The 16,469-nt window shown below is 63.3% G+C and carries 12 protein-coding genes and 1 tRNA gene; all 13 read right to left on the bottom strand.

Annotated features, from left to right (window positions below; translation table 11 throughout):
* The coding region (locus QRO95_RS22620; RefSeq protein ID WP_258008282.1) for a GTP-binding protein at positions 1 to 145 on the bottom strand (145 nt) is incomplete at its 3' end.
* A 52-nt stretch (positions 146 to 197) separates the two neighbouring features.
* Complete coding sequence (gene fusA, locus QRO95_RS22615) at positions 198 to 2,339, bottom strand: elongation factor G (RefSeq protein WP_005408207.1); 2,142 nt, start codon at positions 2,337 to 2,339, stop codon at positions 198 to 200.
* A 141-nt stretch (positions 2,340 to 2,480) separates the two neighbouring features.
* A complete protein-coding gene (gene rpsG / locus QRO95_RS22610; protein WP_004145321.1) occupies positions 2,481 to 2,954 on the bottom strand; it encodes a 30S ribosomal protein S7 in 474 nt (157 codons plus the stop codon).
* A 12-nt stretch (positions 2,955 to 2,966) separates the two neighbouring features.
* Positions 2,967 to 3,341 carry a 30S ribosomal protein S12 gene (gene rpsL / locus QRO95_RS22605; protein WP_004145320.1) on the bottom strand — a complete coding sequence of 125 codons (375 nt, stop codon included), beginning with the start codon at positions 3,339 to 3,341 and terminating at the stop codon, positions 2,967 to 2,969.
* A 283-nt stretch (positions 3,342 to 3,624) separates the two neighbouring features.
* The gene (gene rpoC, locus QRO95_RS22600; RefSeq protein WP_125895178.1) at positions 3,625 to 7,848 is read right to left on the bottom strand and encodes a DNA-directed RNA polymerase subunit beta'; all 4,224 of its coding nucleotides are present in this window, start codon (positions 7,846 to 7,848) and stop codon (positions 3,625 to 3,627) included.
* A gap of 87 nt (positions 7,849 to 7,935) precedes the next feature.
* The gene (gene rpoB, locus QRO95_RS22595; RefSeq protein WP_049401089.1) at positions 7,936 to 12,090 is read right to left on the bottom strand and encodes a DNA-directed RNA polymerase subunit beta; all 4,155 of its coding nucleotides are present in this window, start codon (positions 12,088 to 12,090) and stop codon (positions 7,936 to 7,938) included.
* Between the two features lie 328 nt (positions 12,091 to 12,418).
* Positions 12,419 to 12,787, bottom strand: coding sequence for a 50S ribosomal protein L7/L12 (gene rplL, locus QRO95_RS22590; protein ID WP_010480374.1), 369 nt, complete (start codon positions 12,785 to 12,787; stop codon positions 12,419 to 12,421).
* A gap of 63 nt (positions 12,788 to 12,850) precedes the next feature.
* The gene (rplJ, locus tag QRO95_RS22585) at positions 12,851 to 13,387 is read right to left on the bottom strand and encodes a 50S ribosomal protein L10 (RefSeq protein WP_010480377.1); all 537 of its coding nucleotides are present in this window, start codon (positions 13,385 to 13,387) and stop codon (positions 12,851 to 12,853) included.
* Positions 13,388 to 13,773: 386 nt separating this feature from the next.
* Positions 13,774 to 14,472 (bottom strand): 50S ribosomal protein L1, encoded by a 699-nt coding sequence (gene rplA, locus QRO95_RS22580; RefSeq protein ID WP_004154350.1) that lies wholly within the window; start codon positions 14,470 to 14,472, stop codon positions 13,774 to 13,776.
* A 4-nt stretch (positions 14,473 to 14,476) separates the two neighbouring features.
* A complete protein-coding gene (rplK, locus tag QRO95_RS22575) occupies positions 14,477 to 14,905 on the bottom strand; it encodes a 50S ribosomal protein L11 (RefSeq protein ID WP_004145248.1) in 429 nt (142 codons plus the stop codon).
* A gap of 296 nt (positions 14,906 to 15,201) precedes the next feature.
* Positions 15,202 to 15,762, bottom strand: coding sequence for a transcription termination/antitermination protein NusG (gene nusG, locus QRO95_RS22570; RefSeq protein ID WP_004154362.1), 561 nt, complete (start codon positions 15,760 to 15,762; stop codon positions 15,202 to 15,204).
* A 10-nt stretch (positions 15,763 to 15,772) separates the two neighbouring features.
* On the bottom strand, positions 15,773 to 16,186 hold the full coding sequence (secE, locus tag QRO95_RS22565) for a preprotein translocase subunit SecE (RefSeq protein ID WP_005408202.1): 414 nt from the start codon (positions 16,184 to 16,186) through the stop codon (positions 15,773 to 15,775).
* Positions 16,187 to 16,235: 49 nt separating this feature from the next.
* Positions 16,236 to 16,311: transfer RNA gene (locus tag QRO95_RS22560), tRNA-Trp, on the bottom strand.
* Positions 16,312 to 16,469: the final 158 nt, after the last annotated feature.

Genomic DNA, 16,469 nt, shown 5'->3' with positions numbered 1-16,469 from the left:
AGGAGTAATCCTTGAACTCGCCACCGAAGCGCTCGGCACCGATCTTGGTCAGTGCAGCGGTCAGCGTGGTCTTGCCGTGATCGACGTGACCGATGGTGCCGACGTTGACGTGCGGCTTGGTGCGCTCGAACTTACCCTTTGCCATTGTTCTATACCTTGATTGTTCGTAAGTGGTTTCAAGAGAGGCTGAGCGAGGCTCAGCCCTTCTTCATGACGGCTTCGGCGATGTTGGTCGGAGCCGGCTCGTAATGATCGAATTCCATGGTGAAGGTGGCGCGGCCCTGGGTCTGCGAACGCAGCGCAGTGGCGTAGCCGAACATTTCACCCAGCGGGATCATCGCGTTGATGATCGAAGCGGAGCCGTCACCGGTGGTGTCGGAACCCTGCAGCACGCCGCGACGACGGCTGACGTCGCCCATCACGTCACCCTGGTAATCCTCCGGGGTCACGATCTCGACCTTCATGATCGGCTCCAGCAGCACCGGCTTGGCCTTGGCGAAGCCCTGCTTGAAGGCCATCGACGAAGCCAGCTTGAACGCCATTTCCGAGGAGTCGACGTCGTGGTACGAACCGAACACCAGCTTCACCTTGACGTCCACGACCGGGAAGCCAGCCAGCGGACCGCTGGTGATGGTTTCGCGCAGGCCCTTTTCAACCGACGGAATGAATTCCTTCGGGATCACGCCGCCGGTGATGTCGTTGATGAACAGGAAGTCGTCCTTGATGGCCGGAGCCAGCTTCGGATCGGCACGGTCGGCAGCGGTGATCGGCGACAGTTCGATCACGACGTGACCGTACTGACCCTTACCACCGGACTGCTTGGCGTGCTTGTAGTCCGACTTGACGTCGGCCAGGGTGATGGTTTCGCGGTAGGCCACCTGCGGCGCGCCGACGTTGGCTTCAACGTTGAACTCGCGCTTCAGGCGGTCGACGATGATGTCCAGGTGCAGCTCGCCCATGCCCGAGATGATGGTCTGGCCGGATTCTTCGTCGGTCTTGACGCGGAACGACGGATCTTCCTGCGCCAGACGGCCCAGGGCCAGACCCATCTTTTCCTGGTCCGACTTGGTCTTCGGCTCGACGGCCATCGAGATCACCGGCTCCGGGAACGTCATGCGCTCCAGGATGATCGGGGCGTCCACGGCGCACAGGGTGTCACCGGTGGTGGTGTCCTTCAGGCCCACGGCAGCGGCGATGTCACCGGCCAGAACTTCCTTGATTTCCTCGCGGTTGTTCGAGTGCATCTGCAGGATGCGGCCGATGCGCTCCTTCTTGCCCTTCACCGAGTTCAGCACGGTGTCGCCACCGTTCAGGGTGCCCGAGTAGACACGGAAGAAGGTCAGCGCGCCGACGAACGGGTCGGTGATGATCTTGAAGGCCAGCGACGAGAACGGAGCCTTGTCGTCCGACTTGCGGGTCATTTCGACGGTGTCGTCGTCAACGTCCACGCCCTTCACGTCCGGCACGTCGACCGGCGACGGCAGCAGCTGGATCACGCCGTCCAGCATGGCCTGCACGCCCTTGTTCTTGAAGGCCGAGCCGCAGTACATCGGCACGATCTCGGTGGCCAGGGTGCGGGTACGCAGCGCGTTGATGATTTCAGCCTCGGCCAGCTCTTCGCCGCCCAGGTACTTTTCCATCAGCTCTTCGCTGGCTTCGGCAGCGGTCTCGACCATGAACTGGCGAGCCTCTTCAGCCGGGCCCTGCAGCTCGGCCGGGATTTCACCGTATTCGAACTTCATGCCCTGCGAAGCCTCATCCCAATGGATGGCCTTCATCTTCAGCAGGTCGACGACGCCCTTGAAGTTGTCTTCAGCGCCGATCGGCAGCTGCATCGGCACGGCAACCGCGCCCAGCTTGGCCTTCAGCTGGCCGACGACCTTCTGGAAGTTGGCACCGGTGCGGTCCATCTTGTTGACGAACGCGATGCGCGGCACGTGGTACTTGTTGGCCTGGCGCCACACGGTTTCCGACTGCGGCTGCACGCCACCGACGGCGCACAGGACGAAGACGGCACCGTCGAGCACGCGCAGCGAGCGCTCCACTTCGATGGTGAAGTCGACGTGCCCGGGGGTGTCGATGATGTTGAAGCGGTGCTCCGGCAGGGACTTGTCCATGCCCTTCCAGAACGCGGTGGTGGCAGCGGACTGGATCGTGATGCCACGCTCCTGCTCCTGCTCCATCCAGTCCATGGTGGCGGCGCCGTCGTGCACTTCACCGATCTTGTGGCTCTTGCCGGTGTAGAACAGGATGCGCTCGGACGTGGTGGTCTTGCCGGCATCGATGTGAGCCATGATGCCGAAGTTACGGTAACGCTCGATGGGAGTGGAACGGGCCACGGGAGCCTCTCAGATTTCTTGGATTTCGGATGGCCGAACGCCGCCTTTCGGCGGCCTTCGGATTGGCGCAGTCCTTCTGGGACCGCGAGGCAGCACGCACCGAAGTGGTGCTGCCCTGCCTGTTTTACAAGGCCGTCAAACTCACCAGCGGTAGTGGGCGAATGCCTTGTTGGCTTCGGCCATGCGGTGGGTTTCTTCGCGCTTCTTGATGGCGCCGCCACGGTTTTCCGAGGCGTCGATCAGTTCAGCAGCCAGCTTCTTCGGCATGGTGTTCTCACCACGCTTGCGCGCGGAGTCGATCAGCCAGCGCATGGCCAGGGCCATCTTGCGCGACGAACGCACTTCGACCGGCACCTGGTAGGTGGCACCACCGACGCGACGCGACTTGACTTCGACCGCCGGAGCGACGTTGTCCAGAGCCTTCTGCACCAGTTCAATGGCGTTGGCGCTGCTGTTCTTCTCGGTGATCACGTCCATGGCGCCGTACACGATCTTTTCGGCGACGGACTTCTTGCCGCTCTGCATGACCATGTTGATGAAGCGGGCGATGGTTTCGCTTCCGTGCTTCGGATCGGGCAGGACGGAACGCTGCGGAGTATTACCCTTACGCGACATAGTGCTCTCTCCTTATGCCTTCGGACGCTTGGCGCCGTACTTGGAACGGGCCTGGCGACGCTTGGCAACGCCGGCGGCGTCGAGCGAGCCACGAACGGTGTGGTAACGCACACCCGGCAGGTCCTTGACGCGACCGCCGCGGATCAGGACCACGGAGTGCTCCTGCAGGTTGTGGCCTTCACCACCGATGTAGGAAATCACTTCTTCCTGGTTGGTCAGGCGGACCTTGGCAACCTTGCGCAGAGCCGAGTTCGGCTTCTTCGGAGTGGTGGTGTAGACACGGGTGCAGACGCCACGGCGCTGCGGGCACTTGTCGAGCGCCGGCGAGGCACTCTTGTAGGTGGTCGCTTGCCGCGGCTTGCGGACCAGCTGGTTGATCGTCGCCATCAGTAGGTTCTTCTGATTGGTGGCCGGAAATCCGGCCAGAGATGCGGAAATGTTAAAGCAGGCCAAAATTCTGGCCTGCTGAGACAGACGATTGTAGCAACCTGCCAGGAAAGCAGTCAAACGCCTCCTGTCAAGCCCGTTCCTGATCCCGGAACGTTACTGGGGGGCCTCCATGTACCCCGTTCAGGTTGGCCGGGTCGATCGCGGACGATCTCCCCTGCCCTTTCCCAATCCCATCGATGGACCGATGGGGTGGTCCGGCCTTGCGGCCGGACCGGATACCTCATTCTTCGCCCGAGGCCTGTTCAGCTTCGGCTTCAACCACCGGCGCCTCGACCGCAGCCGGAGTACCGGCCAGGGTCTGCATTTCCGACTCGGTGAGACCGGAAGCGCCGCGACGGCGGTTGCTGTGGTACGCCAGGCCGGTACCGGCCGGAATCAGGCGACCCACGATGACGTTTTCCTTCAGGCCACGCAGGTTGTCCGAGGTGCCGCGGACGGCCGCTTCGGTCAGCACGCGGGTGGTTTCCTGGAACGACGCGGCCGAGATGAACGATTCGGTCGCCAGCGAGGCCTTGGTGATACCCAGCAGGACCGGATCGAAGTGCGCCGGCAGCTCGTTGCGGGTCGACAGGCGCGCATTCTCCTCGATAACGCGCTGACGCTCCACCTGTTCGCCGTTCAGGAACTTGCTGCTGCCCTGGTCGGTGATCTCGACCTTGCGCAGCATCTGGCGGGTGATCACCTCGATGTGCTTGTCGTTGATCTTCACGCCCTGCAAGCGGTACACGTCCTGGATTTCCTTCACCAGGTAGGCGGCCAGCGGTTCGACACCCAGCAGGCGCAGGATGTCCTGCGGGCTCGGCTCGCCGTCCACGATGGTTTCACCCTTGGTGACATGCTCGCCTTCGAACACGATGACCTGGCGGTACTTCGGGATCAGCTCTTCGTGCTCCGAACCATCGGTGTCCTTGATGATCAGGCGCTGCTTGCCCTTGGTGTCCTTGCCGAAGCTGATGATGCCCGAACGCTCGGCCAGCACCGCCGGATCCTTCGGCTTGCGCGCTTCGAACAGATCGGCCACGCGCGGCAGACCACCGGTGATGTCGCGGGTCTTCGACGCTTCCTGCGGGATCTTGGCGACCACGTCACCCACGCCGACGGCAGCACCGTCCTGCAGGTTGACGATCGAGCGCGGCGGCAGCAGGTACTGCGCCGGCAGGTCGGTGCCCGGGATCGACAGGTCGTTGCCCTTGGCGTCGACGATGCGCACGATCGGGCGCAGGTCCTTGGCCTGGGTACCACGACGCTTCGGATCGGTGATTTCGCGCGACGCCAGGCCGGTCAGCTCGTCGGTCTTCTCGATGACGGTGATGCCGTCGACGAAGTCGATGAAGCGGATGAAGCCGGCCACTTCCGACACGATCGGGTGGTTATGCGGATCCCAGTTGGCCACGGTCTGGCCAGCCTTGATCGCATCACCGTCCTTGGACGTGATGGTCGCACCGTACGGCAGCTTGTAGCGCTCACGCTCACGGCCGTGGGCATCGAGCACCGAGATTTCGCCCGAGCGCGACACTGCCACCAGCGAGCCGTTGGCGTGCTCGACCGACTTGAGGTTGCTGAACTTGACCGAGCCGGTGGTCTTGACGGTGATGTTGTCGACCGCAGCAGCTCGCGACGCCGCACCACCGATGTGGAACGTACGCATGGTCAGCTGGGTACCCGGCTCACCGATGGACTGGGCGGCGATGACGCCGACCGCTTCACCGATGTTGACCAGGTGGCCACGGGCCAGATCGCGGCCGTAGCAGCGACCGCAGACACCGAAGGCCGATTCGCACGAGATCGTCGAACGCACCTTGATGCTCTGCACGCCAGCGTCTTCCAGCTTGGCGACCCAGGCTTCGTCCAGCAGGGTGTTGCGGGTGACGATCGGATCTTCGTCGTTGCCCGGCAGGAACACGTCCTCGGCAACCACGCGACCCAGCACGCGATCCTTCAGCGGCTCGACCACGTCGCCGCCTTCCACGATCGGGGTCATGATCAGGCCTTCGGTGGTACCGCAATCCACCTCGGTGATCACCACGTCCTGCGCGACGTCGACCAGACGACGGGTCAGGTAACCCGAGTTCGCGGTCTTCAGCGCGGTATCGGCCAGACCCTTACGGGCACCGTGGGTGGAGTTGAAGTACTCCTGCACGTTCAGGCCTTCACGGAAGTTCGCCTTGATGGGCGTCTCGATGATCGAGCCGTCCGGACGCGCCATCAGGCCACGCATACCGGCCAGCTGACGGATCTGCGCCTGCGAACCACGCGCACCGGAGTCGGCCATGATGTACAGCGAGTTCATCGACTTCTGGTCGATGGTCTCACCCTTGGCATTGACGACCTTTTCGGTACCGATGGTGTCCATCATCGCCTTGGCGATGCGCTCGTTGGTGCGCGACCAGATGTCGACCACCTTGTTGTAGCGCTCGCCGGCGGTGACCAGGCCCGACTGGTACTGCTCCTGGATTTCCAGCACTTCGGCTTCGGCCTCGGTGAGGATGCCCTTCTTCTCGTCCGGGATCAGCATGTCATCGATGCCGATCGAGACGCCGGCGCGGGTCGCGTAGGCGAAGCCGGTGTACATCAGCTTGTCGGCGAACACGACCGTGTCCTTCAGACCCAGCTGGCGGTAGCTGGAGTTGATCAGGCGGCTGATGTTCTTCTTGGTCAGCTCGGTGTTGGCCAGCGCGAACGGCAGGCCTTCCGGCAGGATTTCAGCCAGCAGGGCGCGACCGATCGTGGTGTCCACGATCGAGGTCTTGTTCTGCTTGACGCCGTCTTCGTCGGTCACCACCTCGGTGATGCGGACCTTGACGCGCGCGTGCAGTTCCACCACGCGGTTGTCGTAGGCACGCTTCACTTCGGCGATGTTGGCGAAGGCCATGCCCTCGCCCTTCTTGTTTTCCAGCGAGCGGGTCATGTAGTACAGACCCAGCACGACGTCCTGCGACGGCACGATGATCGGCTCGCCGTTGGCCGGCGACAGGATGTTGTTGGTCGACATCATCAGCGCACGCGCTTCCAGCTGGGCTTCCAGCGAGAGCGGCACGTGGACGGCCATCTGGTCACCGTCGAAGTCGGCGTTGAACGCGGTGCAGACCAGCGGGTGCAGCTGGATGGCCTTGCCTTCGATCAGCACCGGCTCGAACGCCTGGATGCCCAGACGGTGCAGGGTCGGCGCACGGTTCAGCATCACCGGATGCTCGCGGATGACCTCTTCCAGGATGTCCCAGACTTCGGCTTCTTCGCGCTCGACCAGCTTCTTGGCGGCCTTGATGGTGGTGGCCAGGCCACGACGCTGCAGCTTGGCGAAGACGAACGGCTTGAACAGCTCAAGCGCCATCTTCTTCGGCAGGCCGCACTGGTGCAGGCGCAGGTACGGACCGACCACGATGACCGAACGGCCCGAGTAGTCGACGCGCTTGCCCAGCAGGTTCTGGCGGAAGCGGCCCTGCTTGCCCTTGATCATGTCGGCCAGCGACTTCAGCGGGCGCTTGTTGGTGCCGGTGATGGCACGGCCACGACGGCCGTTGTCCAGCAGCGCATCGACCGATTCCTGCAGCATGCGCTTTTCATTGCGCACGATGATGTCCGGCGCGCTCAGTTCGAGCAGGCGGCGCAGGCGGTTGTTACGGTTGATGACACGGCGGTACAGGTCGTTCAGGTCGGAGGTCGCGAAGCGGCCACCATCCAGCGGGACCAGCGGACGCAGGTCCGGCGGCAGCACCGGCAGCACGGTCATGACCATCCATTCCGGACGGTTGCCCGACTCCAGGAAGGCTTCGATCAGCTTGATGCGCTTGGTGAGGCGCTTGAGCTTGGTTTCCGAACCGGTAGCGGCGATTTCCTCGCGCAGGCGGGTCATTTCCGACTGCAGGTCGATGGTGCGCAGCAGTTCGTACACGGCCTCGGCGCCCATCGCGGCGTCGAAGTCGTCACCGTGCTCCTGGCGGGCCTGCAGGTACTGTTCCTCGGTCAGCAGCTGGCGGCGCTCCAGGGCGGTCAGGCCCGGCTCGGTCACCACGTAGGCTTCGAAGTACAGCACGCGCTCGATGTCGCGCAGGGTCATGTCCAGCATCAGGCCGATGCGCGACGGCAGCGACTTCAGGAACCAGATGTGCGCGACCGGCGAGGCCAGGTCGATATGGCCCATGCGCTCACGACGCACCTTGGCCAGGGTCACTTCGGTGCCGCACTTTTCGCAGACCACGCCGCGGTGCTTCATGCGCTTGTACTTGCCGCACAGGCACTCGTAGTCCTTCACCGGGCCGAAGATGGCGGCGCAGAACAGGCCGTCGCGTTCCGGCTTGAAGGTACGGTAGTTGATGGTTTCCGGCTTCTTCACTTCGCCGAAGGACCACGAACGGATCAGGTCCGGCGAGGCCAGCGCGATCTTGATCGCGTCGAAGTCCAGCGTCTGGCGCTGCTGGTTGAAGAGGTTGAGCAGGTCTTTCATGGTGTTCTCCAGAAGGAGGAATGCTGTGTCGATGGGCTTTCAGTTGACTGCCAGCGGCGCGGCGGCGGACCGCCGCGCCGGCGTGGATCAGTTGTCTTCCAGTTCCATGTTGATGGCCAGCGAGCGGATTTCCTTCACGAGCACGTTGAAGGATTCCGGCATGCCCGCGACCATCTCGTGCTCACCGTCGACGATGTTCTTGTACATCTGGTTGCGGCCCTGCACGTCATCGGACTTCACCGTCAGCATTTCCTGCAGGGTGTAGGCCGCGCCGTAGGCTTCCAGCGCCCAGACTTCCATTTCACCGAAGCGCTGGCCGCCGAACTGCGCCTTGCCGCCCAGCGGCTGCTGGGTGACGAGCGAGTACGGACCGGTCGAACGGGCGTGCATCTTGTCGTCGACCAGGTGGTTCAGCTTCAGGTAGTGCATGTAACCCACGGTGGTGTGGCGATCGAACGCTTCACCGGTGCGGCCGTCGTACAGCTGGGTCTGGCCACTGCTCGGCAGGTCGGCCAGTTCCAGCATGCGCTTGATTTCCGCTTCAGTGGCGCCGTCGAACACCGGGGTGGCCATCGGCACGCCGTCGGTCAGGTTACGGGCCAGACGCAGCAGCTCCTCGTCGCTGAACTGCGACAGGTCGACACGGTTGGCCACGTTGGTGTCGTCGTGGTTGTAGATGTCGTCCAGGAACTTGCGCAGGTCGGCGACCGCCGCCTGGGCTTCCATCATCGCCTGGATCTTGCGGCCCAAGCCCTTGGCAGCCCAGCCCAGGTGCACTTCCAGGATCTGGCCGATGTTCATACGCGACGGCACGCCCAGCGGGTTCAGCACGATGTCCACGGTTTCGCCCGAGGCCATGTACGGCATGTCCTCGACCGGCACCACGTTGGAAACCACACCCTTGTTGCCGTGGCGGCCTGCCATCTTGTCGCCCGGCTGGATGCGGCGCTTCACGGCCAGGAACACCTTGACCATCTTCAGCACGCCCGGGGCGAGGTCGTCACCGGCGGTGATCTTGCCGCGCTTGTCGGCGAAGCGACGCTCGAATTCCTTCTCGTGCGCCTGGATCTGCTTCTGCGCGCGCTCGATGGCTTCCGAAGCGTCCTCGTCCTTCATGCGCAGGGCGAACCAGTCAGCCTTCTTCAGGCCGTCCAGGAACGCGTCGCTGATGACGTCGCCCTTCTTCAGGCCAGCGCCACCGTTGACCACCTTGCCCACGATCTGCGAACGCAGACGCATGTAGATGGCGGCTTCCAGGATGCGGAACTGGTCGTCGAAGTCCTTCTTGACGCGCTTGATTTCAGACTCTTCGATCTGGCGGGCGCGCTTGTCCTTCTCGATGCCGTCGCGGGTGAAGACCTGCACGTCGATGACGGTGCCGTCCATGCCCGGCGGAACGCGCAGCGAGCTGTCCTTCACGTCCGAAGCCTTCTCGCCGAAGATCGCGCGCAGCAGCTTCTCTTCCGGGGTCAGCTGGCTTTCGCCCTTCGGGGTGACCTTGCCGACCATGATGTCGCCGGCGCGGACTTCCGCACCGATGTACACCACGCCGCTCTCGTCCAGGCGGTTCAGCGCCTGCTCGGAGACGTTCGGGATATCGGCCGAGATTTCCTCCGGCCCCAGCTTGGTGTCACGCGCGACGCAGGTCAGCTCTTCGATGTGGATCGTGGTGTAACGATCCTCCTCCACCACACGCTCGGAGAGCAGGATGGAGTCTTCGAAGTTGTAGCCGTTCCACGGCATGAACGCGATCAGCATGTTCTGGCCCAGGGCCAGTTCGCCGATGTCGGTGGACGGACCGTCGGCCAGCACGTCGCCGCGGGCGATGACGTCACCCACCTGGACCAGCGGACGCTGGTTGATGCAGGTGTTCTGGTTCGAACGGGTGTACTTGACCAGGTTGTAGATGTCCACGCCTGCGTCGGTGGCGCCAACGATCTCTTCCTCGTTGACCTTGACCACGATGCGGGCGGCATCGATCTGCACGATCTCGCCACCACGACGGGCATTCACGGTCACACCGGAGTCACGCGCCACGGCGCGCTCGATGCCGGTACCGACCAGCGGCTTCTGCGCACGCAGGGTCGGCACAGCCTGACGCTGCATGTTGGCGCCCATCAGTGCGCGGTTGGCGTCATCGTGCTCCAGGAACGGAACCAGCGCGGCCGCGATCGACACGGTCTGCATCGGCGAGACGTCCATGAAGTGGACTTCCGCCGGCGGCTTCAGCAGCGACTCGCCCTGGAAGCGGCACGGAACGAACTGCTCGGTCAGCACGCTGTCGGCATTGGTCAGGGCGTTGGCCTGCGCAATGACGTATTCGTTTTCTTCGATGGCCGACAGGAACTCGACTTCGTCATAGACCTTGCCGTCCACGACCTTGCGGTACGGGGTCTCGAGGAAACCGTACTGGTTGGTGCGGGCGTACACGGCCAGCGAGTTGATCAGGCCGATGTTCGGGCCTTCCGGGGTTTCGATGGTGCAGACGCGGCCGTAATGGGTCGGGTGCACGTCGCGCACTTCGAAGCCGGCGCGCTCACGGGTCAGACCGCCCGGGCCCAGGGCCGAGACGCGACGCTTGTGGGTCACTTCCGACAGCGGGTTGTTCTGGTCCATGAACTGCGACAGCTGCGAGGAGCCGAAGAACTCCTTGATGGCAGCGGCGACCGGCTTGGCGTTGATCAGCTCCTGCGGGGTCAGGCCTTCCGACTCGGCCATCGACAGGCGCTCCTTGACCGCGCGCTCGACGCGGACCAGGCCCACGCGGAACACGTTCTCGGCCATTTCACCGACCGAACGCACGCGACGGTTGCCCAGGTGATCGATGTCATCGACCACGCCGCGACCGTTGCGGATCTCGGTCAGGACCTTGATCACGTCCAGGATGTCGGAGCTGTCGCCATGGGCGGCAACCAGGCGCTTGGACTCTTCGTCGTTGCGCTCACCGTAGTACTTGCGGTCGTACAGCACGGCTTCGCCGGTGGTTTCCTTGCGGCCCACGCGACGGTTGAACTTCATGCGGCCGACCGCGGACAGGTCGTAGCGCTCGAAGGTGAAGAACAGGTTGTGGAACAGGTTCTGCGCGGCATCCTTGGTCGGCGGCTCGCCCGGACGCATCATGCGGTAGATCTCGACCAGGGCTTCCAGCTGGGTCTTGGTCGGGTCGATGCGCAGGGTGTTGGACAGGTACGGGCCACGATCCAGATCGTTCACCCACAGGGTGCCCACGGCATCCACACCGGCCTTGCGGAAGGCCTGCAGCTGCTCGTCGGTGATCTCGTCATTGGCCTGGGCCAGCAGTTCGCCGGTCGAAGCATCGACCACGTCGTGCGACAGGATGCGGCCGACGATGTAGTCGTCCGGCACGGCCAGGGCGGCGATGCCCGAGGCTTCCAGCTGCTTGATGTGACGCGCGGTGATGCGCTTGCCGGCTTCCACGATGACCTTGTCGCCGTCGGCGAGGTCGAAGCCCAGGGTTTCGCCACGCAGGCGCTCCGGCACCAGCTCCAGCTGGACGCCTTCATCCGGGTTGATGTGGAAGGTGTTGATCTCGAAGAACTCGGCCAGCATCTCTTCGTTGCTGTAGCCGAGCGCGCGCAGCAGGATCGACACCGGCAGCTTGCGGCGACGGTCGATACGGGTGAACAGCGCATCCTTCGGGTCGAACTCGAAGTCCAGCCAGGAACCGCGGTAAGGAATGATGCGGGCGCTGTACAGCAGCTTGCCCGAGCTGTGGGTCTTGCCACGGTCGTGGTCGAAGAACACGCCCGGCGAACGGTGCAGCTGCGAGACGATGACGCGCTCGGTGCCGTTGACGATGAAGGTGCCGTTCTCGGTCATCAGCGGGATTTCGCCCAGATAGACCTCCTGCTCCTTCACGTACTTGATGGCCTTGGTCGACGACTCACGGTCGTAGATCACCAGGCGCACGGTCACGCGCAGCGGGGCGCCGTAGCTCATGCCACGCTGGCGGCACTCACGCTCGTCGAAGACCGGTTCGCCCAGCTTGTAGCCGACGTATTCCAGGGCAGCATTGCCGCTGTAGCTGGCGATCGGGAAGACCGACTTCAGCGCAGCGTGCAGGCCGTGGTCCGTGCGCTTGGCCGGATCGACGTTTTCCTGCAGGAATTCACGATAGGAATCCACCTGGATGGCGAGCAGGAACGGCACTTCGAGAATCGAGCGCTGCTTGCCGAAATCCTTGCGGATACGCTTTTTTTCGGTGAACGAATAGGACGTCATGAGGTCTTCCACCTTGTTGTGCGGATCGTGCGCCCACGATCCGAAGGGAACTTGAAATTGTCAGTTGGAAGTCGCTGGTATTGCCGGCACCAGCACGCCTTCTCCCGCTACTTCCAACTGCCAACTCGTCTGCATCCACTCCCCCGCTGCCGCGCTCTGCGCTGGCCTGCCGGGGTCTGACCGCAGCCCGTGTTGGGCTTTTTCTGCTTTTGAAACAGTCGACTAACAGTCGACCCTACCGGTACTGCAACAACGACCAAAGGCCGGGGGCTTACGCCCCCAGCCTTGGCTGCATCGCCGTGAATCGGTGACGATGCAAGGTAACTGCTTACTTGACTTCGACAGTCGCGCCAGCAGCTTCCAGGTCCTTCTTCATCTTCTCGGCGTCGTCCTTCGAAGCGCCTTCCTTCAGGACGCCACCGGCTTCGGCCAGGTCCTTCGCTTCCTTCAGGCCCAGGCCGGTGATGGCGCGGACGGCCTTGATGACTTCGACCTTCTTGTCGCCGGCCGACTTCAGGGTGACGGTGAACTCGGTCTGCTCTTCAACAGCAGCGGCCGGGCCAGCGGCAGCAGCCACGGCAACCGGAGCAGCGGCGGAGACGCCGAACTTCTCTTCGATGGCCTTGACCAGCTCCATCACTTCCATCAGGGACTTCTCGGCGATGGCGTCGACGATCTGTTCGTTGGTAAGGGACATGATTAATACCTTTGGATGATTTTCTGGGTTGAGGTTCCGTCAGGAACCACGGTAAGTCGAAACTCAGGCGGTCTCGGCGGCCGGCTCGGCAGCGTCGGCGGCGACGTCGCCACCACCCTGCTTCTCGCCAACGGCCTTGATGGCGCGGGCAAACATCGTGACCGGCTCGGTCAGGACGCGGGCCAGCATGGCCAGGGCCTGGTCGCGGGTCGGCAGCGAGGCCAGCACTTCGACGTGGCTTGCCGGGAACACTTCGCCACCGATGGCGACGACCTTAGCCTTCAGCTTGTCGTTGCCCTTGGCGGCTTCCTTGATCAGGCGACCGGCAGCGCCGGGCTCCTCGAGCGAGAACGCGTACAGCAGCGGACCAACCATCTGGTCCTGGGCGACTGCGAACTCGGTGCCTTCAACGGCGCGCGAAGCCAGGGTGTTCTTGACAACCTTCAAGAAAACACCGGTTTCACGAGCCTGCTTGCGCATCGCGGTCATCTGGGCGACCGTGGTGCCAGCGTATTCGGCTGCGATCAAGGAGTGGGCCTTGGCGGCGACGTCTGCCAGCTCGGCGACTACTTCTTGCTTCTGGGACAGATTGAGAGCCATTGCACTCCTCCTATTGAACTCCGCTTACGGCTCCTGCCGTGTGCGGTCCTGTGCGGCATCCGTCCTGGACGCCGGGAACATCGGGATGATGTTCCGGGGGTGGGCCGTTCTAGACCTGGAGTGGGCCAACCTGGGAAACCCAGACGTGCGTGAACCAGAAAAACTCCAGAAGGGCACCATCTACGCAGGGTGATTCCGGGGAATCGATTAAGCGCTCATGACTGCTCCGGCGGCGACTCCTTGCCAGATCGAGCTTCCGTGCCCGTCGCCGGTATTGCCACGACCGCGCCTGCGGTCTTTGACGGCTACCGCGGGCGATGTACGGCCAGCGATGCCTTCAAATGTCACGGTCACGGCACCGAAGGTACCGTGACCGCTTGAAACAATTACTTCAGGGTCAGCGACGACTGGTCGACGGTGACGCCCGGGCCCATCGTCGAGCTGACCGAAACCTTCTGCAGGTAGGTGCCCTTCGAGGTGGCCGGCTTGGCCTTGATCAGGTCCAGCAGCAGCGCGGTCAGGTTCGACTTCAGCGCGTCTTCGGCGAAGTCGGCCTTGCCGATGGTGCAGTGAATGATGCCGGCCTTGTCGGTGCGGTAACGGACCTGACCCGACTTGGCGTTCTTCACGGCTTCACCCGGGTTCGGGGAAACGGTGCCGACCTTCGGGTTCGGCATCAGGCCGCGCGGGCCCAGCACGGTGCCCAGCTTACCGACGACGCGCATGGCGTCCGGGGTCGCGATGACGACGTCGTAGTTCAGATCGCCGGCCTGCATCTTCTCGGCCAGATCATCCATACCGACGGCTTCGGCGCCAGCGGCCAGGGCTTCGTCAGCCTTGGCACCGGCCGGAGCGAACACGGCGACGCGGACCGACTTGCCGGTACCGGCCGGCAGCACGGTGGAGCCACGGACCTGCTGGTCGGACTTCTTCGCATCGACGCCCAGGCGCACAGCGACGTCGATCGACTCGACGAACTTGGCCTTGGTGGCGCTCTTCAGGATGTTGATCGCGTCCTCGAAGGCGTATGCCTTGCCCGGAACGACGGCGGCCTTGATGGCCTTCTCACGCTTGGTCTGTGCCATCTTATTAACCCTCCACCACGAGGCCCATGGAACGGGCAGAGCCAGCGATGGTACGCACGGCGGCGTCCAGATCGGCGGCAGTCAGATCCGGTTCCTTCGCCTTGGCGATCTCTTCCAGCTGCTTACGGGTGACCTTGCCGACCTTCTCGGTGTTCGGGCGCTTGGAGCCCGACGAGATGCCAGCGGCCTTCTTCAGCAGGGTGGTGGCCGGGGTGCTCTTGGTGATGAAGGTGAACGTACGGTCCGAGTAGGCCGTGATGATCACCGGAACCGGCAGACCCGGCTCGAGCTTCTGCGTGGCAGCGTTGAACGCCTTGCAGAATTCCATGATGTTCAGACCGCGCTGACCCAGCGCAGGACCGACCGGCGGCGAGGGGTTGGCCTGACCGGCCTTCACCTGCAGCTTGATGTAACCGACAACTTTCTTTGCCATGTGAGTACTCTCCGGGTGCTAGCGCCTTTCGACAACAGGCTCCCCATCGGACCGGGAATCACGCGTCCCGGCATCGCGTTTTGAAATCATGCTGAAGGCCACCTTGCGGCGGCCTCGTCCTGCTGGCTTCCCAGCGGGGAGCCGCGCACTATATCAGGTTTTTTCTTCACATGCCTGAAGCGGCACATAAACGGACGAAACCGGGCAGAGCCCGGTTCCCCTTGTAGAGTCGAGCCATGCTCGACTGCACCGCCATCCGGAGCCTGGAGTCGAGCAAGCTCGACTCTACCGACAGGTCAGACGGCCTTTTCGACCTGGCCGAACTCGAGTTCGACCGGAGTGGCACGACCGAAGATCAGCACCGAGACGCGCAGACGGCTCTTCTCGTAGTTGACTTCTTCGACGACGCCATTGAAATCGTTGAACGGGCCGTCGGTAACGCGGACCATCTGGCCCGGCTCGAACAGCACCTTCGGACGCGGCTTCTCGACACCTTCCTGAACGCGATTCAGGATAGCTTCGGCCTCGGAATCGGCGATCGGCAGCGGACGGTCGGCGGTGCCGCCGATGAAGCCCATCACGCGCGGGGTTTCCTTGACCAGGTGCCAGCTTTCGTTGTCGATGCGCGGAATACCGGCTTCTTCGTGGGTCTCGATCTGGACCAGCACGTAACCCGGGAAGAACTTGCGCTCGGAGCGGCGCTTCTGGCCAGCGCGCATCTCGACCACTTCTTCGGTCGGGACCAGGACATCGCCGAAGCGCTCTTCCATGCCGTCACGGACGATGCGATCGCGCAGAGCCTGCGCCACCGACTTCTCGAAGCCCGAATAGGCGTGAACGACGTACCAACGCTTCATGCAATTCTCCTTAGCGGCTCAGGAACAACTGAACCAGCCACTGAATGACGTAATCGAACCCACCCAGCAACAGACTGAGAATGGTCACCACCACCATCACGACCCAGGTCATGCGGATGGCTTCCTGGCGCGTCGGCCAGACCACCTTGCGCAGTTCGAAGCGCGACTCGGAGAGGAATTCGCGGGTGTCGCGCCCCTTGCCGGTCAGCATGAACACGCCGATACCGCCAACCAGACCGACCACAACCGCCAACGCACGCAGCTGACCCGCCCACGCACCCAGCTGGGTGGCGCGACCGGAGTCGGCGGAGAACCAGAACCAGACGAACAGACCGGCCAGCACCAGCAGCGATGCGGCGACGTACTTGACGATATCCCCGCCGTTGGCGGAGTTGTCCTTGGAGTGTTCGATCTTGCTATTCATCCGGCTGTGTCTGCTTTAGCGGCCCAGGCCGCTGGATAAGGTGGGCAGATGGCACGCCAGGAGGGACTCGAACCCCCAACCTGCGGTTTTGGAGACCGCTGCTCTGCCAATTGAGCTACTGGCGTACGTGTTGAAACTTGCCTTCCCTTAGACGGCGAAGGCGGACCGAGGTTCCCGGCCCGCCATTCGCGTAACCGGCGGCGCTATGCAACCACCGGTACTGCAGGTTTACTCGATGATCTTCGAGACCACGCCGGCGCCGACGGTACGGCCGCCTTCGCGG

It is taken from the genome of Stenotrophomonas maltophilia group sp. Smal13 (assembly GCF_030236855.1).
GTDB classification, from domain to species: Bacteria; Pseudomonadota; Gammaproteobacteria; order Xanthomonadales; family Xanthomonadaceae; genus Stenotrophomonas; species Stenotrophomonas maltophilia_A.
The sequence above is the reverse complement of the archived record's forward strand: the minus strand, read 5'-3'. Positions and strand labels throughout refer to the sequence as shown.